Annotated in this window: 16 protein-coding genes and 1 riboswitch; of the genes, 12 read left to right on the plus strand and 4 right to left on the minus strand. The window is 42.8% G+C overall.

The genetic code is table 11. The features are described 5' to 3' along the window. Nucleotides 1–155: 155 nt before the first annotated feature. The 6 genes from OCV56_RS08670 to OCV56_RS08695 all read left to right on the plus strand — a co-directional run bounded on the left by OCV56_RS08670 (nucleotide 156) and on the right by OCV56_RS08695 (nucleotide 7,542). Entirely contained in the window at nucleotides 156–383 is a 228-nt protein-coding gene (locus tag OCV56_RS08670; protein WP_008220782.1) for a hypothetical protein, read from the plus strand. A gap of 221 nt (nucleotides 384–604) precedes the next feature. Beyond that, the gene (locus OCV56_RS08675) at nucleotides 605–2,038 is read left to right on the plus strand and encodes a TolC family protein (protein WP_086713350.1); all 1,434 of its coding nucleotides are present in this window, start codon (nucleotides 605–607) and stop codon (nucleotides 2,036–2,038) included. 3 nt (nucleotides 2,039–2,041) lie between these two features. Continuing rightward, nucleotides 2,042–3,016 (plus strand): HlyD family secretion protein, encoded by a 975-nt coding sequence (locus tag OCV56_RS08680; RefSeq protein WP_086713349.1) that lies wholly within the window; start codon nucleotides 2,042–2,044, stop codon nucleotides 3,014–3,016. A 7-nt stretch (nucleotides 3,017–3,023) separates the two neighbouring features. Further along, nucleotides 3,024–4,250, plus strand: coding sequence for an ABC transporter permease (locus tag OCV56_RS08685; RefSeq protein ID WP_086713348.1), 1,227 nt, complete (start codon nucleotides 3,024–3,026; stop codon nucleotides 4,248–4,250). Beyond that, nucleotides 4,247–5,425, plus strand: coding sequence for an ABC transporter permease (locus tag OCV56_RS08690; protein ID WP_086713347.1), 1,179 nt, complete (start codon nucleotides 4,247–4,249; stop codon nucleotides 5,423–5,425). The genes OCV56_RS08685 and OCV56_RS08690 overlap by 4 nt, the downstream gene beginning before the upstream one ends. A gap of 575 nt (nucleotides 5,426–6,000) precedes the next feature. Further along, nucleotides 6,001–7,542, plus strand: a complete 1,542-nt coding sequence (locus tag OCV56_RS08695; protein ID WP_086713346.1) for an alanine/glycine:cation symporter family protein — start codon at nucleotides 6,001–6,003, stop codon at nucleotides 7,540–7,542. 149 nt (nucleotides 7,543–7,691) lie between these two features. Here OCV56_RS08695 and OCV56_RS08700 read toward each other — a convergent pair whose 3' ends face one another. After that, a complete protein-coding gene (locus OCV56_RS08700; RefSeq protein WP_167373170.1) occupies nucleotides 7,692–7,856 on the minus strand; it encodes a hypothetical protein in 165 nt (54 codons plus the stop codon). A 323-nt stretch (nucleotides 7,857–8,179) separates the two neighbouring features. After that, a complete protein-coding gene (locus tag OCV56_RS08705) occupies nucleotides 8,180–8,914 on the minus strand; it encodes a chromosome partitioning protein ParA (RefSeq protein WP_086713345.1) in 735 nt (244 codons plus the stop codon). A 580-nt stretch (nucleotides 8,915–9,494) separates the two neighbouring features. Further along, nucleotides 9,495–9,614: riboswitch (glycine riboswitch) on the plus strand. 128 nt (nucleotides 9,615–9,742) lie between these two features. Here OCV56_RS08705 and OCV56_RS08710 point away from each other — a divergent pair. The 4 genes from OCV56_RS08710 to OCV56_RS08725 all read left to right on the plus strand — a co-directional run bounded on the left by OCV56_RS08710 (nucleotide 9,743) and on the right by OCV56_RS08725 (nucleotide 14,794). Further along, complete coding sequence (locus OCV56_RS08710; protein ID WP_086713344.1) at nucleotides 9,743–11,113, plus strand: alanine/glycine:cation symporter family protein; 1,371 nt, start codon at nucleotides 9,743–9,745, stop codon at nucleotides 11,111–11,113. Between the two features lie 391 nt (nucleotides 11,114–11,504). Next, the gene (locus tag OCV56_RS08715) at nucleotides 11,505–12,311 is read left to right on the plus strand and encodes a winged helix-turn-helix domain-containing protein (protein WP_086713343.1); all 807 of its coding nucleotides are present in this window, start codon (nucleotides 11,505–11,507) and stop codon (nucleotides 12,309–12,311) included. After that, nucleotides 12,308–12,769: a hypothetical protein gene (locus tag OCV56_RS08720; RefSeq protein WP_086713342.1), complete on the plus strand. Its 462-nt coding sequence runs from the start codon at nucleotides 12,308–12,310 to the stop codon at nucleotides 12,767–12,769. The genes OCV56_RS08715 and OCV56_RS08720 overlap by 4 nt, the downstream gene beginning before the upstream one ends. A 549-nt stretch (nucleotides 12,770–13,318) precedes the next feature. Then, nucleotides 13,319–14,794, plus strand: coding sequence for an aerolysin family beta-barrel pore-forming toxin (locus tag OCV56_RS08725; protein ID WP_086713341.1), 1,476 nt, complete (start codon nucleotides 13,319–13,321; stop codon nucleotides 14,792–14,794). A 116-nt stretch (nucleotides 14,795–14,910) separates the two neighbouring features. Here the strand turns inward: OCV56_RS08725 and OCV56_RS08730 are convergent, their stop codons facing one another. Continuing rightward, a complete protein-coding gene (locus tag OCV56_RS08730; RefSeq protein WP_086713340.1) occupies nucleotides 14,911–15,546 on the minus strand; it encodes a LysE family translocator in 636 nt (211 codons plus the stop codon). A gap of 305 nt (nucleotides 15,547–15,851) precedes the next feature. Here OCV56_RS08730 and OCV56_RS08735 point away from each other — a divergent pair, with 305 nt between their 5' ends. Beyond that, complete coding sequence (locus OCV56_RS08735) at nucleotides 15,852–17,399, plus strand: carboxypeptidase M32 (protein ID WP_086713339.1); 1,548 nt, start codon at nucleotides 15,852–15,854, stop codon at nucleotides 17,397–17,399. A 131-nt stretch (nucleotides 17,400–17,530) separates the two neighbouring features. Here the strand turns inward: OCV56_RS08735 and OCV56_RS08740 are convergent, their stop codons facing one another. After that, entirely contained in the window at nucleotides 17,531–18,499 is a 969-nt protein-coding gene (locus OCV56_RS08740; RefSeq protein WP_086713338.1) for a competence protein CoiA family protein, read from the minus strand. A 975-nt stretch (nucleotides 18,500–19,474) separates the two neighbouring features. Between OCV56_RS08740 and OCV56_RS08745 the strand changes: the two genes are divergently transcribed. Beyond that, nucleotides 19,475–20,098, plus strand: coding sequence for a hypothetical protein (locus OCV56_RS08745; RefSeq protein ID WP_086713337.1), 624 nt, complete (start codon nucleotides 19,475–19,477; stop codon nucleotides 20,096–20,098). Nucleotides 20,099–20,168: the final 70 nt, after the last annotated feature.

Genomic DNA, 20,168 nt, shown 5'->3' on the forward strand with positions numbered 1-20,168 from the left:
CATACTCGGCTAGCCAGACAACGACGAGGTGACTGATAAAAGCAGCACCCAATTATAAAGCATTGATGAGCAGGAAGTATCGGTCAGTGTCAACGTCCAATAGAAACAGGATAAAAAACATAACGTATAAACATTGTTGAAAAGGAAACCAGGCAATGAAACGCGATAATTTTGGAATCTGCCTAACAAAGGCTATGTTGTTCAAAAACTTACAATCTACTTTCACTCATGTCAGAGCATATGAGAAGAACGAGACATCCCCGCTCGATCTAAAAGTATTGTTAGCTTTCCCGCAAATGTCAGGTAGAGATTTATTACAAACGATGCAAGGTTCAAGACAATTGGTATGGCGCGCCGATCACCATTGTCCTAGCTTTAAATAAGCCACTTCATTTTGTAAAAAACACTTCTATACTGAACTTAAAAAGCACGCTTATGCGTGCTTTTTAAGTTTCATGTTGATTGATATTCACATCACCTTATCTTGTTCACACTTGATTAACGAGTTATGAGAATTTTTATTCATATGAGACAATCTATTCAAGACAAATCACTATCGCCCTGTTAACATTAGAGTTAATACTCTAATTGGTATTTAATTCAGATGACCAGACCAAAATTCCGATACCTTGCGATCGCCAGTATGCTTCTCGGCACCATGACTTCGCCAGGCTATGCAGCTCCACTCACTTTTTCTGAAGCGTGGCAAATATTACAAGAAAACAACAACTCTCTTGCGGCTCAACAAGCTAACGTTGAGCGTTATCAACACCTTCAAAATGCAACCGGAAGCCTTAACCTGCCTTCTGTAACACTAGGCGCGAACTACACTCACCTTGATAGTGATGTGACCATCAATGGCGAACAGTTCAGCGATAGCTTAAGTGGTGTTAACCCTACCGTGTCTGCAATACTACGACCATTAATTGGCGGAGTAACATCAACCATCACCGAGCAAGACATCTTCAGCTCTTCTATTCGTGCAATTTGGCCGATCTTTACGGGCGGACGAATTACCGCAGCACAAACCGCAGCCGAAGGTAAAAGCGAAGAAGCGCAAAGCCAGTTGTTGATGGAGAAGCAAGCTCGTTATGAAGACTTAAGCAAATACTACTTCTCAGTGATCTTAGCGGAAGACGTTGTAAAAACGCGTCAAGCTGTAGAAGCAGGCTTAACTCAGCACCGAGATTTCGCTATCAAGATGGAACAACAAGGGCAAATCGCACGCGTAGAACGCTTGCAAGCGGATGCTTCTTTGGATAAAGCGATTGTCGAGCGTACGAAAGCTCAGAATGATCTTAAAATTGCTCAATTGGCTCTGACTCAGATCCTGAGTCAAAGTGAAAGTGTAGAGCCCTCTGAACAACTGTTTATCAATAAGAGCCTGCCTCATATGGATGTGTTCATTGACCAAACATTGATGACCTACCCCGGCCTTAAGATCCTCGATGCAAAAGAGAAACAAGCAAGCAGCTTGATCAAAGCTGAGAAAGGCAAGTACTACCCAGAGGTCTATCTTTACGGAGATTACAACCTGTATGAAGATGACTCTCTAGCCAGCGAAATGAAACCTGATTGGTTAGTTGGTATTGGTGTGAATGTTCCACTACTTGATACCTCTGGTCGTTCCGACAAAGTCGCCGCCGCTCAAAGCGCCGTATCACAGGTTCAATTCCTTAAGTCACAAGCCAAGCAAGACTTAACCGTGTTAGTACAGAAGACTTATCTTGAAGCGAACCAAGCGATTGAAGAGGTTCAAGGCCTAAACTCAAGCCTGTCTTTGGCTCAAGAAAACCTATTGCTTCGTAAAAAAGCCTTCACACAAGGGCTTTCAAACTCGCTAGAAGTAGTTGACGCAGAACTCTATCTTGCAAGCATTAAAACCCAACAATCTGCTGCACGCTTCAAATACCTTATTTCTCTCAACAAGCTTTTGGCGCTCACCAGCGAAATGAATGCTTACTCGAGTTACTTAACCTCTTCTGTTCCGTCTGATTTCGATTCAAAAGCAGACACCAATAGCCAGTCAAAAGGATAATTCATGAAACCTATTAAGCCCCTTTTTCTATCTTTAATTGGTATCGGCGTTATTGGCTGGGTCGGATACAGTTTTTACCAAGCTTATCAACCTCAGCCTGTTAAGCTTCAAGGTCAAATCGATGCACAGCAATACAGCATCTCATCGAAAGTACCTGGCAGAATTGACGAAATATTCGTGCGTAAAGGTGATTCGGTTGAAAAAGGCGAATTGATCTTTTCTCTTCTCAGCCCTGAGATAGATGCGAAGCTAGAACAAGCAAAAGCCGGTCAAAAAGCCGCTGGCGCATTAGCACAAGAAGCAGAAAATGGCGCACGCACACAACAGATCCAAGCTGCGAAAGACCAATGGTTGAAAGCAAAAGCGGCTGCCGATTTGATGGACAAAACTTACCAACGTGTAAACAACCTTTACAACGATGGTGTGGTTGCCGAACAGAAGCGTGATGAAGCCAAAACTCAGTGGCAAGCGTCGAAGTACACCGAAAGCGCTGCGTTCCAAATGTATCAATTGGCGCAAGAGGGCGCTCGTGACGAAACCAAAGTGGCAGCCGCTCAAAAAGCGTTAATGGCAGCAGGCGCAGTGGCAGAAGTTGAAGCTTACGCAAAAGACACACAAATCCATAGCTGGTTTAATGGTGAAGTATCTCAAGTGCTATTAAGCAGCGGCGAACTTGCACCACAAGGCTTCCCTGTTGTCACTGTTATCGACACCAACGATGCTTGGGCAGTGCTCAATGTACGTGAAGATATGCTTAAGCATTTCGAGAAAGGCAGCCAGTTTGAAGCATACCTCCCGGCTCTAGATAAGTCATTGACTTTCCAGGTCACGCACATCGCCGTAATGGGTGATTTCGCAACTTGGCGTTCAACAGACGCAGCACAAGGCTTCGACTTACGTACTTTTGAAGTAGAAGCGCATCCTGTCGATACCAATGAAACACTGCGTATGGGCATGAGCCTTGTGGTTGAGCTTTAGGTGACGCATGTCTGCTAACTCTCAATCAACTGAGCATCTTAGAACGAAGAGTACCTTGCTTAGGCAGTGGGCGATTGTCCGCAAAGACAAGTGGTTGTTGTCTTGCCTAACTTGGATCCCTTTACTGCTTGCTGCCAGTATCTGGCTGATTTTTTCACAAGGAATCGCTCGTGACTTGCCGGTTGCGGTGGTTGACTTGGAACACAGCCAGATTTCGCAGCAGTTCACACGCCTTGTTGATACATCACCAACGCTGCAAGTCACTCAAAAATACAGCTCTGCAAGTGAAGCGGCGAAAGCGATGATCGAACGCGATATCTATGGTTATGTTGTGATACCAAGACACTTTGATCGCGACCTTTATCTTGGTTTAAACCCACAAGTATCAGTGTTTTACAACAGCCAATTTATCTTGATCGGTAAACTGGTGAACTCTGCGTTGTTGCAGGCTCAGGGGACTTTCAACGCGCAACTTGAAGTCATGAAACAGCTGTCACACGGTGATACCACGGTTCAATCAGCCTTAGGCCAAGCTGTCACAGTGCAAAGCCAGATCACACCACTATTCAACAAGAACACCAGTTATGCTCAGTTCCTGGTGTCTGCGGTTATCCCTGCTCTTTGGCAGATCATGGTTGTGGTGGGCACGATATTGGTTTTGACGGCGAACGTTAGAGCTCGTGGTCTTCACGCTTGGTTATCCAACGCCCCGATCAAGTCATTAGCGTCCACATTAACACCATACCTTGTCTTATTTTTGATGTTTGGTATCGCGTTTAGCTTTTGGTTCTATGTCTTCTTAGGCTGGCCGTTTAACGGCAGCTTTGTGGCATTGACCATTGCCCAACTGCTTACCGTCATTAGCTGTATCATCATGGGTTGTTTGTTTTTCTTTTTAACACTCGATCCAGCCAGGGCGATGAGCTTCGCGGGTGCTTTCACCGCACCAAGCTTCGCGTTCATGGGGATTACGTTCCCAGTAACAGACATGAACACGGCGGCTCAAGTTTGGAGAAGCTTACTGCCAGTGAGTCACTACATCGAGGTACAAACGGCGCAATCCAGCTATGGCGCAAGCGCGGCACAATCGCTAATCAACCTCTCTTCTATGTTGTGGTACGTGGTTCCTGCTTTCGTGGTGATGTTGTTAATTAAGAAACACTTGGCGCAATCAGCTCTATCTGCACAAGCAACACAGCCAGAACCATCAGCACCAAAAGGAGTAAAACGATGAGCTTTACTCAACTACTCAAGCAAGAATTCTTAGCGGTACTGCGCAACCCTGTCGTACTTCTTACGGTATTCGGTGGTGTGGTCTTCTATTCATTCTTGTATCCGTTACCTTACGCGAACCAAGTCCCCCAACAACTGAAAGCCTCGGTTGTGAACTTAGATAAGAGTCAAAGTAGCTACCAATTAGAACGAATGGTAGATGCTACCTCTCAAATCGAGTTGGTCCGTCGAGACTCCACTATCGCCGATGCAAAACAAGCCGTACTTAACCAAGAGATTGGTGGATTCCTCGTCATTCCAGAAGACTTCTATAAAGACTTACTTCTTGGTAAGAGCCCGACGCTTTCTTACGCTGGTGATGCTTCTTACTTCTTGGTCTACGGAACCATTGTTGAAGGGCTTGCCAAAGCTGGAGGTACGTTAGCTGCGCAAGTTAAGGTCAGTCATTTGTTAGTCGAAGGTGTGCCTTTAGAATCGGCCGCCAAAGGCTACAGTGCATTTAGCTTGAACCTAAAACCAACGTTCAATAGTCGTATGGGATACATTGATTACGTGGTTCCAGCCGTCTTTGTGTTGATCCTGCAACAAACCTTAGCCATGGCTTCTGGTTTAGTTGGTGCGACCCAAAATGCTCAATCGACGTTTGGCTATTGGAGTAAAACCTCTCCGGCGAAATTGATGCTTGCTCGCTGTTGTACCTTAGTCGGCATTTACTATTTGTTGTCGATGTACTACTTCGGTGCAAGCTTTTCGATGTATGGGATCAACCTACTCGGCTCCATAATACAGATCTTGACCTTACTTCTCCCCTTCTTACTAGCAAGCTGTTTGATTGGAATTTTTATTGGTGAGCTAGTGCCACGAAGAGAGTTAGTCACGGTTGTTGTGTTAATCAGTTCAATGCCACTGATCTTCTCTTCAGGTTTTATCTGGCCGATTGAAATGATGCCTGAATGGTTGGTACTGTTATCACAACTGTTTCCAAGCACACCTGCTATCCAAGGTTTCTTAGCGCTGAATCAGATGGGCGCTTCGTGGCAAGAGGTAGCACCTCAATGGACGCTATTATGGGGACAAGTTGTTCTATGGGGTTCGTTGCTGGCAATTAAGCTCTACCACAAATCCAGTAAAAGCAATGCCGGCAATAGTAAAGGCAACAGCCATCGAGCCGTTTAGTTTTATGTTTTAGCGGAAAGTACTCATACTTTCCGCTCATCGAAAGCCATTAAAAAAGCCCTGATAATGAGCTTTTTTAATGGCCTCTGACTGACAAAGTCACCAGTCACCAGTCACCAGTCACCGAATGTTTAAACGCGCTCCCCGAACATATCAAATATTCAAACTCGCCTCCTTTCGTATTATTCATCACTCTGAACCTCCCGTAATTCGTTTCTATAAGAGCGACTTCATATGCTTTTTCCTACCTAAAAAGCATCGACTTATTCCCAAACAATGACAAAACCCGAACAATTGTAAATTTATTGTAAAAATTTCTTTGTTGGCATTATTTTTATGTATAGGATTATCATTAGGACTTGGTAACCCGAATACCATAGTCTTATTGGTGCACATACCAAAAGGATATCCATATAAAGCAAGATCAGTACTTATATTTATTTCGTTTTTCGACTTAGCTACAGCCGTTTATGTTGCCGTCAAATGAAGTAGATAAGCCACTGAAATATACAAAGCAAATAGAAAACAAACACAACAGCAACAAACATAATTTAATAAAAAAGACAGGGAAAACCATGAAAAACATACGTGAATTATTTTTTGGGTTTATATTATTATTTAGTTCCAGTGCATTTGCAGAAGAAGGATCATTTAACCAAACTATCAGTAACTTAAGTCAAAGTGTTGATGGATTTTTCAACGAATACACAGGTTGGTTCGTTGGACTCATATTTAAAAGTGTACCGATTGGTGAAGCAAACTTCCCCGTGATTGTTGGTTGGCTCTTGCTCGCAGCGATCATCTTTACTGTTTACTTTGGCTTTGTTCAATTTAAACGTGTCGGCATGGCCATAGACATTATTAAAGGTAAGTATACTGATCCTAACTCTAAAGAGGACGGCGAGGTTTCTCACTTTCAAGCGTTAACCACAGCGCTTTCTGGTACTGTCGGACTTGGTAATATTGCCGGTGTAGGTGCTGCACTTGCGATTGGTGGTCCTGGCGCAACATTCTGGATGATTTTGTGTGGCCTTCTGGGTATGGCTTCTAAGTTCTGTGAGTGTACCTTAGGTGTGAAATACCGAACTATCCTGCCTTCAGGCGTTGTTTCAGGTGGTCCAATGTACTACCTAAGCCAAGGTCTTGGTGAAAGAGGTTTAGGCGGATTAGGTAAAGTGCTCGCTGTTGGTTTCGCATTAATGTGTATTTTGGGCGCATTGGGCGGCGGTAACATGTTCCAAGCTAACCAAGCACACGCCATGTTAACTTACGCATTTGATGTACCGAGTGAATACGGTGTAATCACAGGCCTTGTACTAGCCGCTTTAGTTTTCTCTGTAATTGTTGGTGGTATGCCTTCTATTGCATCGGTAACAGAAAAAGTTGTTCCTTGGATGGCTGCTCTGTATATCGGTATGGCTGTGGTTGTTATCGGTTCTAACCTTGATCAAGTTGGTCCTGCGTTCAGCGCAATCTTTACAGGTGCATTTACTGGTGAAGGTGTAGTTGGTGGATTCATTGGCGCATTAATTCAAGGCTTGAAGCGTGCAACGTTCTCGAACGAAGCAGGTGTAGGTTCAGCAGCTATCGCTCACTCAGCAGTTAAAACAAAAGAACCAATCACTGAAGGTCTAGTATCACTATTAGAACCATTCGTTGATACGGTAATCATTTGTACAATGACAGCATTGGTTATCACTATCGCTGGTCTAAACGTAGGTCCATTCGATGGTTCTGGTTTAACGGGTGTAACTCTTACTGCTGCATCGTTTACTGAAACGGCAGAAGTGTTCAAATACACACTCGCTCTCGCGGTAATCATGTTTGCGTTTTCTACCATGATCTCTTGGTCGTACTACGGTCTTAAGGCTTGGACTTACCTATTTGGCGAAGGAAAAACAACAGAGCTGATTTTTAAAGTGATGTTCTGTGTGTTTGTTGTTATCGGTGCGACAATTCAATTTGGCGCGGTAATCGACTTCTCTGATGCGGCTATATTTGCGATGTCTATCTTTAACATTCTTGGTCTGTACTTCTTGATGCCAGTTGTGAAGAAAGAACTACAATCGTTTGTTGCTCGCGTGAAATCAGGTGAAATCAAAACGTATGAGAAATAACGTTTAGTGGAGTGATGCTACTCAAATAAACGAGACTGTTCTAAAAATTTTTGTAAGACCCTTTGCTTGAGAAAGTGAGAACAGTACTGCAATTAATCTAAAATCCCTACCAGCTTTGCTTGTGGGGATTTTTTGTCTGAATTGTTAGGCTACTCGCTATCTTCAATACCCTTCTCGCTCTTTTCAGAATCATGCTCAATTTTCACACAACGACCCAATTCTTCTACTTCGATCATCTTTTTTTCCGCTAATGGCGAGTTACAATCATCGAAGCAATAAGCTACGGTGCAATTCTCACAAAGATACTCTGGCATCACTCCATCCCTCGTGTTCGAAGCGGTCAAAATGCAAGTTAGCAATTGACTGCGTGCTCATCCTGAACATCACTATTATGCAGCGACTCTGATCCAAAAAAATGTATGCAAAGTCATTTAATAGACAACAAGTAACATATCATTGTGGTTATACGCAGCTATTCACAAATACCTAAGTAAACAATGAAAAGAATCAAATAATCAATAATGAGAAAGCGACGACTCTTTGATCTCGAGAAAAAGCAAAACGCCCACATTACGTGTGTGATGTGGGCGTTTGAATCTTGACTGTAAACTAACTGTAGGTTGGATAAGCTATTCGCTTATAAACCCATCTCTTCGGTTAGCGTTTTGATTTGCTTGAGATCCATGGTGTGAACTTCAATCATTTGTCGGATATCACTTAGACGAGAGTTCGCGTTATCTTGCTTCTCACAAGCGTCAGACTTCGCGTCCCAAGACGTACCATCTAAGAACACATCACACGCTTTCTTCAATGATCCTAGGTTCTGCTCAATGGTATCTCTTTCTTTCTCAAGCTTTTCTAGCTCTTGAGATATTTGTAATTCTTTTCGGAAAAGCTCGCGAGAACGCTCAAACAAGGTCGACTGCATATCCGCCTGACGGTTTAGCTTTTGATTATCTTGCTCAGTTTTATCGAGCGTATGCTTTTGTTCGTTTAACTGTTGTTCTAGCGAGTAATTCGCCTTCTCTAAAACTGCAGATTGCTTCGCTAACTCTTGGAGTTCTTTTTGGTGCTCTTCCGCTTGTTTTGCTAGTGCAACTTCTACTTTTGCGTCGATCTCGGTATCGACTTTTGCCACCTTAGCTTCAACCGACGTCATCAATTCTGTTTTACTGTCGCGCACTTCTTGGTAACGGGTTTCGAGTACCTGATAAGTGGACTCCCACTTCGAAGCCGTCACTGTAGAACCGATTAAGCCACCCAGAGCTAAACCTATAACCGCAGCAATGCCTATATACAGTTGACTGCGCTTATCGCGTTCCTCAATAACAACCACTTCATCTTGTTCGCTTTGTCCAGATTGCTGGTTCACTAGCGGGTACTCCCAAAAATTTGTTTAACGTTACGCAGTCACTAATTCTACGGCCAGTTACACCTTTGCTTAAGTCTTAAGCTTTGCTAACTCGTCCATAGTAACTTGCCACAGACAGATTTAACGAGTTAACTCTGAAATCATCAGGCTGGCAGTATATAAAAGGAAGCTGCTGACGATAACTATCACTACCCCTTTTTGCAGTTTTTCGTTTGTCCTGTAACGAAATAGTACAAATGCCAAAGCCAATAAAAAAACAATCGCTATTAGTCGAGTCATAACTCCTCCTTGTTTCTCTATTTTATACCATTTAAATAAGCAAGTTACGTCAGAGACTCGTTGTTTGATCATTTAGTTGAACAACATTTGTTCAAACAGATATTTTGTAGCTGACATCACATTTTATATGTTCTAGGATACGTCTACAGATTACCTGATAAGTCAGGTAATTGTTCCAATGAAGACTGCAGGAGAGTGGCTTTTAACTAAAACTTAACATTTAGTTAGATAAACCCGCCGAAGAAGTAAATCTTTCAGGTGCTTTATGCTGGAGAAATCCAGAAAAGTGAGGACTGTCGTTGGAGGAACCTCTGGAGAGAACCGTTAGATCGGTCGCCGAAGGAGCAAGCTTAGTGCCCGTTACTTATCTATAAGTGATTCGCTAAGTGAAACTCTCAGGCAAAAGGACAGAGGAGTGGAAAGCAACAGCCTTAATTAACAAAAGAATTCTATCTAGAAATCCGTATGTATTAAGTAGTGCTCCTGATCCCTGTGATCTGCACTGCCTTCCCTCTTCTCCTTAAATTTTTAATTTATTAAGGGGAATCTATGAACCACCTACAAGCTACACTACAAACCATCAACCAATTCGTTTGGGGACCACCACTGCTTATTCTGCTAGTGGGTACAGGTATCTACTTTACTTTTCGCTTAGGCCTACTCCAGTTTAGACACCTCCCAACCGCGCTAAAAATGGTATTCAGCAAAGACAAATCTGGTACGGGTGACGTATCAAGTTTTGCCGCTTTGTGTACCGCGCTTTCCGCAACCATTGGTACAGGTAACATCGTTGGTGTAGCGACCGCAATCAAGATTGGTGGCCCTGGTGCCCTATTCTGGATGTGGCTTGCCGCTGTATTTGGTATGGCGACCAAATACGCAGAATGTCTACTTGCTGTTAAGTACCGCAGAACCGATAGCAATGGCGAAATGGTTGGCGGCCCTATGTACTACCTTCAATACGGAGTGGGCTCACGAATCTTGGCGGTAATGTTCGCTGTTTTCGCGCTCGGTGTTGCTTGCTTCGGTATTGGTACCTTCCCACAGGTAAACGCTATCTTAGACGCAACTCAAATCTCATTTGGCGCTTCGCGTGAAATGTCAGCGGTTGTTCTCACAATATTAGTGGCGGTTGTAACCCTTGGCGGTATTCAATCTATCGCTAAGGTGGCAGGGAAAGTCGTTCCTACGATGGCGGTTATGTACGTCGTCGCATGTTTAAGCGTTCTGGTTTCAAATGCAGACCAGCTATTGAATGCCATTACCCTTGTTGTTACCTCTGCGTTTACCAACACAGCAGCAACAGGCGGTTTCTTTGGTGCGAGCATCATGCTTGCCATCCAATCTGGTATTGCTCGTGGTGTATTCTCTAACGAGTCAGGCCTAGGTAGTGCTCCAATGGCTGCGGCGGCTGCAAAAACAGATTCATGCGTAAAACAAGGTCTTGTCTCTATGACGGGCACCTTCTTCGATACCATCATCATTTGTACAATGACAGGTTTGGCGCTTATCTTAACGGGCGCTTGGCAAACTGACCTGTCTGGTGCTGCGATGACCACTCATGCATTCGCCGTTGGTTTGAATGCAGACACCCTTGGCCCTATGTTGGTTTCTGTTGGCCTGATCTTCTTTGCGTTTACAACAATTTTAGGCTGGAACTACTACGGTGAGCGCTGCGTTGTGTTCTTACTAGGTACCAAAGCAGTATTGCCTTACAAGATAATATTCATCGCATTAGTCGCTTCTGGAGCGTTTCTAAAGCTCGATATGATCTGGATAATGGCCGATATCGTGAATGGCCTAATGGCAATTCCAAACTTAATCGGACTGATCCTACTGCGCCACGTTGTTATCGAAGAAACCAAGTTATTCTTCAAACCTTTAACGTCTTCAAAGGATTGTGAAGCTGTTAAAGCGTAATCGAAACTGATTGAACCAAAGCCCGCACTCAAGTGCGGGCTTTTTTATACCCATTCGATACTTAAACTGACTAAATTATTACTATCGTATACCCACAAATAAAATAAGATATTTATTCGACCGTTGTTCTAATTAAATTAGACACAAAAATTAAGCCAATGGCCTCTATTTAAAAACTCCCTAATAAAATCAAAACTTAATTAGATGTTACTTATATTTAACAGATTGTGACTAGATAGCAGAGTTTCTTTCATAAAAAATGAAGATTGCTTTTGTTTTAACCACGCAAAAACACACCAGAATAAAACATGTGACTTTAATTCATATAATAGTCAGTTTATAGTCATCTAAATTGTTGAGAGAATTATAATAAAAATAAAACGTTGGCTATATGATCAGATTTGACCCGATTAAAAACCGTATTTATAACGACGAACGTTCTATTAAAATAGGATATCGTGAAACTCGCGTTTTAGAGTTATTACTTAAAAACTCACCCGAGATTGTGAACAAACAAGATATTATTAGTTTCGCATGGGGAAGCGAGTTCATTGGGGATACGTCACTTGCGAAATGTATCAGTTTGCTTCGCCAAGGATTTGTTAAACTTGGCATCAGAGAAACACCCATCGTCACAGTGCCAAAGGTCGGTTACCGCCTCATCGACGAATGCGTCTTCATCGACTCGCAACCACAAAGCGAAACCACTCTTCCTCTCACTCCTGTCAGCGACCAAGGTCCGGTCGTTCACAGTAGTATTGGTGTCTCTATTTCCAGCAACCATACAACTGAATCCAAATCGACTTCACTTACTTACTCTCAGGTCAGCTTATACAAAAACAGGATGTGTTATTTCATAACGGGTTGTTTACTGTTGTCCTCGGCATTATTGGCTTTTGCTAAGGTTCACGATAAAAGCCTTGGGGATATCACGCCCTTTAACCGGCTTAATGAACAATGGGTTGGGCAGGTCCAAGTTTTTCAGGAAACAGAAGTGTCCTTGAGCCCAGAACTAGAGGCTATTCTCTACAAATACCAATGTGATTGCGTGGCATACATCAGCGATGAGCCCGGCTATTCAGAACTCTCCATACTCAACAAGACGACACGTCAGTCCATCAATATCTTTTACACAGCCACGCAATTAGATCGAGCGAGTGAAGAGATAAAATTATTCCTAAAGAGAGGCCAATTATGATGCCATTTGTAGCTCTGTTTTCCTCGTTAGCGTTATTGATTGGTATATGGAGTATTCCTTCTGCTCCCCCCCAAGAAGAGCACCGTTATCAACATAGCGTGGTAGATCTTGTGTTAGATGGAAATGTATTACGGACCGATGGACTCACCAAAATAAGTGATAACGAGGTTCTACACCTAATGTCCGTCCAAGATGACAGCATGCCCGACCCGATTGTTCTACGGTTTAGAGGTGAGGCTGGCCCTTCTCAATCCCTATTCTTTTCAATAGCTGGTACTATCGACTTAGTCTCCGTGCAAAAAATAAACAAAGCGATGAATGATAGCTTATTGTCGCCCTACCTGCTTATCAACAATGACCCTTTAACACTGAAGGTTGATATATTAAGCTCAAATGATCTGTTTGCGATCATTCGGACATGTAATAATGGAAGAACACAACTGTTGGCTAAACGATAATTTGTCGCCGTTTCGCCACCAGTTAAATTCACTTTATTTTAATTAACATCGTTCTGAATATTACACATAAAAAATGGATGGTTATATTTATTAGTGCATCAATAAATATCTCTTAATTTTTGAATGTTCAATTAATCGAATGTTTAAAACAACGGATTAAATTTAAGCATCCAGTCTCATTCACCGCTTCACTGTTGATATTTACATCAAATAAAAACGATGTGAATAATATGTCTGCTCTCGTACTTAACCATTCATTTCACTCGCGATAGACCACGTCAAAAGCTATTTGACGTTAATGTATCAATCATAACTCCTCATTTTTCTAAAAACGATTTGAGCCCCATCAAACAATTTACGTTTAGTTGCATACACTTTCACCTTAAAAATACTAATAACAATATAACCAATTGAATTAACTTGGTAATTTAATTCAACCCTTTTCAGTATCTATCTATTTATCAACATGAAAAAGTGAACTTGTCTTGTTAACTGCACGGCACACAAAACATTATCAAAATAGAAAAATTACAAATGAGGGAATTGTTAATGATCACAGTAAACAGAAGTCTCTTAGCAACCGCAGTGTTGTCTGTTCTATCAACCGGTGTAAACGCAAAGATTTACCCAGACCAAATAGTGTTTGACCAACTTGGTGAAGATGTATGTCGCTCTGGCTATCGCCCGTTAGACCGTTATGAAGCCGAAGAGCAGAAGAGTGCTTTGGTTGCTCGTATGGGCACTTGGCAGATCACCGGGTTAAAAGGAAACTGGGTGATCATGGGACCTGGTTATCATGGCGAAATTAAACAATCAAGCAGTGGGTCAACGTTCTGTTATCCAAACAACGACCAATCTGAAATCCCTAACTATTCCGCGAAATCGGTTCAGGAAGGTAGCGAAATCGATGTTCAGTATGAATTAGTGAACAACCGTAACGACTTTGTTCGCCCATTAAGCTACTTAGCCCACAATCTAGGTTACGCTTGGGTTGGAGGTAATAACAGTCAGTACGTTGGCGAAGACATGACGATAAAGCGCTCTGGCGACAGCTGGGTAATACAAGGAAATAACAATGGTTCTTGTAGTGGCTATCGATGTGGGGAAAAAACCAAAATCACTGTCGACAATTTTGCCTACACCGTTAACGATGACAACTTTTGGCATGGTGATGTTGTCGAGTCAGATCGTGAACTAGTGAAAACGGTTTACGCGACGGCAAGAAACAACAGCAATATCGCGCAACAAGTGGTGGTCGACCTAAAAGTAGACGAATCAACAAACTGGTCGAAAACGAACAGTTATGGGTTCTCACAGAGCGTTCAAACAGAGAACACTTTCAAATGGCCTTTGGTTGGCGAAACTAAGCTCACCGTTAAGTTCGAAGCCAACCAAAGCTTTGCTGAAACCAACGGCAACTCCACTAGCGAGCAAGTAACACTTCAAGCTCGTCCTATGGTTCCAGCAAACTCAGAGCTACCGATTCGAGTTGAGCTGTATCGTTCAAGTATCTCTTACCCGTACCGATTCAACGCTGATATTAGCTACGATGTTGAATTCAATGGCTTCCTTCGTTGGGGTGGCAACGCGTGGCACTCCCATCCAGATAACCGCCCGTACAAGGCTCATACCTTCACGATGGGTCGTGGTAGCAGCGAATCTGCCGACATTCGCTACCAATGGGATCACCGTTACATCCCAGGTGAAACAAAATGGTGGGATTGGGGCTGGGCGATTAAAGAAGCTGGCTTATCAAGCATGCAATACGCGACTGGCGGAAGCTTGCGCCCATTCCACTCTTACGTGTCTGGTGATTTCTACGCTGAATCTCAATTTGCCGGCACCATTGAGATTGGCCAAGCGACACCGATTGCCAACAATCTACGCAGCAAAAGAAGTACTGATTCCGTCAACGAAACTACTGAGCGCATTGGCGACATCGAAGTCACCACCAACTTTAACGCAGATGAGTTGAGTGATTTAGGTTTCGAGGGTGCTGAGATGAACATTAGCGTTGTTGAATAACACAATGGCTCACCTCTAATATTCGATTTGCCAAAACACTCGATTTACCATACAGACAAAAGCCCACGACAGGTCGTGGGCTTTCATATATTCATGTTCAAGTAGAAAACAGTGAACTACATAGGCTCTTCCATTAAAAGCTTAACGCCTAGCCCCACTAGTACCATGCCAGTCACGCCTTCCATCCACTTCATAAAACTCGCATTCTTGAGCAAGTTTTTAGCCGAGTTCAATGCACCAGCTAAACCACATTGCCACACCATCGCAATCATAAAGTGGACTGAAGCCATCAACATAGATTGCAATAAAGGCGAGCCTTCAGGGTTTACAAATTGAGGCAGAAAAGCCAAATAGAAAACCGCTGTTTTCGGGTTAAGCACATTAGATAAGAAACCTTCACGCAAAGAACGTTTTGCACTGTAAGCTTGATGAGCTTGCTCGCCAACCTTCAGACCGCCGCCATTTTTCATCAAAGCTCGTAAACTGCTTAAGCCAAGCCAGATTAGGTAAACTGCACCCACCATTTTAACTGCTTGAAAGAGTTCAGCGGACTGAGCAAGGATTGCAGAAATACCCACCGCAGAGAAAAAAGCGTGCACATACAATCCGCTACAAATACCAAAGCTGGTCATCACACCGTCAGATAAGCCAGATCGACTGGTGTTGCGAATCACCAATGCCGTATCTAAACCCGGCGTTAGCGTTAAAATAGTGATGGCAATCAGAAATGCCTCAAAGTTCAAAATATCCATATCATTGTCATTCTTGTTCAGCGATCTATCATCAATACCGTGTATCTGAACAATTCGCAAGCAACAATTGCCACCAGCTATACAAGTCACTGATTTTGTGCACAATGGTACAGTTTAATTTGTTAACAAATAGTAAATTACTGGCATATCACTGCCCTACCTTGTTTAGGCTATATCTTCTACTGAGAAGAACAGCCTCAGAAACAAAGTGAAGTGACCAACTTCAAAGTACTAAACATCGAGATGCCCCTTAAACTGATGCAGCCTTATGGGTCATTTAAAGAAACCAAACTAAGAGTAGTCAAATGAGCGCATTCAAAAAACTAGTCGAACACTCTCAAAAATGTTCACGCTTTCAACACCTAGCCTCCATCTGTGGTTGGGACCAAGCTTCCATGATGCCTGCTGGTGGTAACCAAGCACGTAGCGAAGCGATGGCCGAGCTTTCTGTTCATATTCACGGCTTAATGACTCAGCCACAGCTTGGCGATTGGATTGCAGACGCTGAAAACGAAGCACTGAACAACGAGCAACAATCGTCCCTACGTGAAATCAAACGCCAATGGCAACAAGCTAACCTACTTCCAGAGAAACTGGTTGAAGCGAAATCTCTAGCGGGTTCAAAATGTGAACATGCGTGGCGTAGCCAACGTGGAGAAAACGACTGGGTTGGTTTTGAAAAGAACTGGCGTGAAGTGGTTGAGCTATCACGTGAAGAAGCGCAAATCCGCGCCGATGCCGCAAACCTAACACCTTATGATGCGATGCTGGATATCTATGAACCGGGCACCAGTTCTGCTTCACTGGATATCTTATTTGCAGACGTTAAAACATGGCTACCAAGCCTGATTGACGAAGTGATCGAAAAGCAATCGAGCGAGCAATTTAACGCGCCATCGGGTATCTACTCGACAGAGAAACAGAAAGCACTTGGCCTAGAAGTCATGAAGCTGCTGCAATTCGATTTCGAACACGGCCGATTAGATGAAAGTGTTCACCCATTCTGTGGCGGCGTCCCTTCAGACGTGCGTATCACGACTCGTTACGATGAATCTGAATTCGTTCAAAGCTTGATGGGTATCGTCCACGAAACGGGGCACGCACGTTATGAGCAAGGTTTACCTAAACACCTATCAGGCCAACCTGCTGGTGAAGCTCGCTCTATGGGCATCCATGAATCTCAGTCTTTGTTCTTCGAAATGCAAGTTGGCCGCAGCGACCCGTTCATCGGGCACTTAGCCAACCTAGCGGGTCAGCAATTCTCAGGTTCAGAATTTGAGAAAGAGAACTTCCAGAAGATCTACACACGAGTGAAGAAAGACTTCATCCGAGTTGATGCCGATGAGCTTACCTACCCTGCACACGTTATCTTGCGCTACGAAATTGAGCGAGACTTGATCAACGGCAAAATCAAACACACCGACGTCCCTGAACTTTGGAACACTAAGATGCAGTCTTACCTTGGTTTAAGCACTCAAGGCAACTTCACTAATGGCTGCATGCAAGACATCCACTGGACAGACAGCCAGTGTCGAATGTTAACTACAGGAAAACACAATTATCGTGACGGTTGCATGCAAGACATTCATTGGTGTGATGGGAGCTTTGGGTACTTTCCTAGTTATACATTAGGTGCTATGTACGCAGCACAATTTATGGCTTCTATGAGGAAAACAGTAGACGTGGATAGTGCGATTCAGGCGGGTGACCTTTCACCTATCTTTGCTTGGTTAAGCGATAACATCTGGAGCAAAGGCAGCTTATTGACGACTGACGAGCTAGTCACTCAAGCGACAGGGGAAACTCTAAACCCTCTACATTTCCAAAATCACCTTCGGAATCGTTATTTGTAATTTGGGGGAAAAGACTTCAACATAAAGTCGTAATTCTTAACTCGGTACTAAGGGCTGTCATACATGAATGGTACGTTGACAAAGTCTCACCATAGATAGCCCTTCAAAGCCACATGCATAGTTGAGGCAATCTAAAAATAGGTACTTAAAACTACTTTCTTAATAGCCCCAGTGTGAAAAATTCCTTCGCTATAGTATTTCTGTAAGCAAGGTGCACATATCAGATTATCAATATAACCAGCCTTTTGCTGACCACACCTGACACATGGTTGCCCCTCTTCCCTAGTAGTGACCTTAGCATTAGGTACGGCTGCTCTAGCTTTTCTTAGCTTCTTGTAAGGTTTATGCTTAACAGTCTCAACAGCCGACTTGCGTAGAGTCTTTACTGGTGGGTTTCGGTCTGACTCTTCGAGCATTTCATTTAGCTTCTGACTAAGCGCTCTATGTATCGCCATATAGCGAGCATGAGCCACCCAATTTCTTTGTCCCGAATTTAGTACATAATCCATCACAAGTGATTTAAAAGACTCGTGAGTTTCATGTTCATACGTTGCGTACAATAATTGCAATGGTTCAAGATTAATATCGACAACCGAGATATCTTCATATCTATTACTGTCAATCATTGAACGACCTTGATAGCTAAAATGAATCCCAAAGGCATAACCATTTACACAACACAGCACGTCTAATTCTGAAAGTGGTGGGTTTGGCTCAACCTCAAAATCATCAATGTTCAATACGTGTGCCCGAGTCACCAGTCCAGATACTGAAACTTCCCTCCCGTACTTATCCTGCTTAGTAAGTAACAGTTTCCATTCAGGAAGTTGGAGCTCAAGTTGGCTTAGTTCTCGTAAACACTGCTTGATGACTAACCTTGCAACGACACAGAATGAATATTTGCACTCTATCGTCTCACCCTGTTGCTCTTTCGACTTTTTATCGTGAGCAAAATGATGAATCATCTTCTCAGGATTGGGCCCTTTTTTTGCAACTAAGTTCTGCTTGCAGCTCGGACAAACACACGCACATGCTCTGCCCCTTTCTACTTCACTTATATCCAAATACTTGCCATCTTTGAATCCAAAAGGAATCAGCATCAGATACCTACCTTACTTCATTTCGACTTTCTGCTGGCTTGCGAGAACTATCGCAATACTAGAGTGATCTCTACTATTAATAAGCCGCCATCCTGACTCAGGAGCCTGTAACGCTATTTCGGTTTATTCGACGTAATCCGCCAATATGCACACTATAATCAATCATAAGCATATCAATATTATCAATATTATCAATCTAGCAATACTGGTATAACCTCGTTTTTCCACCATTCGCTCAAGTAAAATGTACTTCACGAATGTAGTTGCCCAAATCAATTGAACCATATCAAGGCTTTATTGAATCTTTCATTGAGATGCAGGCTTATTCAGACATCCCTGTTCTACGAGCTAAGCAACACTACAACGCAAACTCGAAGTATTCGCCAACGGCGGAAATATGAACTCTTACGTTTCTTTCTGCCATTAAAATACCCCACTCTAACTCTATATATTGCTCCTCAACCCTTGCGCTCACATTTGTTAGCACATCTTGGTGACTTGACTAAATTAATTTAATTTGTATTAAGTTGAACCCCACAAACAACCATTTTCATGAAATGGCTTTTCTAACATAAGTATATTCAACTTTGTTAATTACTCATATTTACCAATAAATATTTGTGTATAACCAACATAAAACAAAAAAACCAATTAACCTACCAGAAAATAATATATATGTCAGTTGATTAGTGCCAATAATAACCTTAACATATATACATGGTCATAAATAAATACCCCAACTGCTCTTTAGAAAATTAAATAAACATCACACTCATTGAGTGCAGACCGATAATTGACAATAAGGTCATCGCACTCTAGAGATATTGTGCAACAAGCCAGTACTGATATTTTCTCGTTCCTCGAAAATCCCAGTTGCTTGCTCTACGAGGCGTCCTCGGCTACGCCTGTGGTGCTCGAACCTTGCGGTTCTGCGCTAAAAGCCCAATCAAAATAATAATAATAAAGGTTACAAAAATGATTAAACTAACTTTCGAAGAGCTTATTGCTCGATTCAATAAAAAAGAACTTGAACAAATGCGAGACGATGTTTTTAAAAGCAAAGATCTCTGCGACACTGAAAAACTTGAACGCATTCAACTAGTAGAGATTGCAATCGAAAAGCGCTCTAAGCGTGGAAGGCCATCAAAGCCTAAGGAGCTGAAGCAAGACAAAAAGCTAACAGCTAACGTAACAAAAGCTGAGCAGGACTTTATGTATGCTAAAGCAAAACGCCTTGGCTACAGGAACGCAAGCGACTATTTTCGCCACATCTGCTTCAACTTAACTCCATGTCTCAATGTCAACGAAACAAAGCTTCCAAGCGCAGCGTCTGAAGACTTTATCACAGACACCATGGCAGGTGTTGTTAGTCTTCTGCAATATTCATTAATGCAAGAGAAGCTTACTCGTGAAGAGGTGATGGGCATCTTCAATCACCTTCAAGACATTCGCCAAGTTGTGACAGATCATCAGCAGCAGCGCATTGGTCAGTTCGACCAGCAAACAGCTTTGGTGATTGCTAATCAGTTCTTGACGGCTGAGCAACTACAAGAGCTAGCTGACAATAAAGCTTTGAATGATGAGCTTTTGAATTATTAGCAAATCAGCAAGCAACCACAACTAAAGCAAACTTGATTTGCAAGCAAATCAAAAGCAAGTCGAGTTTGCC

This window comes from Vibrio gigantis (assembly GCF_024347515.1).
Taxonomy (GTDB): Bacteria; Pseudomonadota; Gammaproteobacteria; order Enterobacterales; family Vibrionaceae; genus Vibrio; species Vibrio gigantis.

Excerpts from the sequence above, each read along its gene's own strand:
- OCV56_RS08690 (WP_086713347.1), top strand. The coding sequence starts at position 4,247 with ATGAGCTTTACTCAACTACTCAAGCAAGAATTCTTAGCGGTACTGCGC.
- OCV56_RS08695 (WP_086713346.1), top strand. The coding sequence starts at position 6,001 with ATGAAAAACATACGTGAATTATTTTTTGGGTTTATATTATTATTTAGT.
- OCV56_RS08715 (WP_086713343.1), top strand. The coding sequence starts at position 11,505 with ATGATCAGATTTGACCCGATTAAAAACCGTATTTATAACGACGAACGT.
- OCV56_RS08740 (WP_086713338.1), bottom strand. The coding sequence starts at position 18,499 with ATGCTGATTCCTTTTGGATTCAAAGATGGCAAGTATTTGGATATAAGT.
- OCV56_RS08725 (WP_086713341.1), top strand. The coding sequence starts at position 13,319 with ATGATCACAGTAAACAGAAGTCTCTTAGCAACCGCAGTGTTGTCTGTT.
- OCV56_RS08700 (WP_167373170.1), bottom strand. The coding sequence starts at position 7,856 with ATGCCAGAGTATCTTTGTGAGAATTGCACCGTAGCTTATTGCTTCGAT.
- OCV56_RS08675 (WP_086713350.1), top strand. The coding sequence starts at position 605 with ATGACCAGACCAAAATTCCGATACCTTGCGATCGCCAGTATGCTTCTC.
- OCV56_RS08680 (WP_086713349.1), top strand. The coding sequence starts at position 2,042 with ATGAAACCTATTAAGCCCCTTTTTCTATCTTTAATTGGTATCGGCGTT.
- OCV56_RS08720 (WP_086713342.1), top strand. The coding sequence starts at position 12,308 with ATGATGCCATTTGTAGCTCTGTTTTCCTCGTTAGCGTTATTGATTGGT.
- OCV56_RS08745 (WP_086713337.1), top strand. The coding sequence starts at position 19,475 with ATGATTAAACTAACTTTCGAAGAGCTTATTGCTCGATTCAATAAAAAA.
- OCV56_RS08730 (WP_086713340.1), bottom strand. The coding sequence starts at position 15,546 with ATGGATATTTTGAACTTTGAGGCATTTCTGATTGCCATCACTATTTTA.
- OCV56_RS08670 (WP_008220782.1), top strand. The coding sequence starts at position 156 with ATGAAACGCGATAATTTTGGAATCTGCCTAACAAAGGCTATGTTGTTC.
- OCV56_RS08710 (WP_086713344.1), top strand. The coding sequence starts at position 9,743 with ATGAACCACCTACAAGCTACACTACAAACCATCAACCAATTCGTTTGG.
- OCV56_RS08685 (WP_086713348.1), top strand. The coding sequence starts at position 3,024 with ATGTCTGCTAACTCTCAATCAACTGAGCATCTTAGAACGAAGAGTACC.
- OCV56_RS08735 (WP_086713339.1), top strand. The coding sequence starts at position 15,852 with ATGAGCGCATTCAAAAAACTAGTCGAACACTCTCAAAAATGTTCACGC.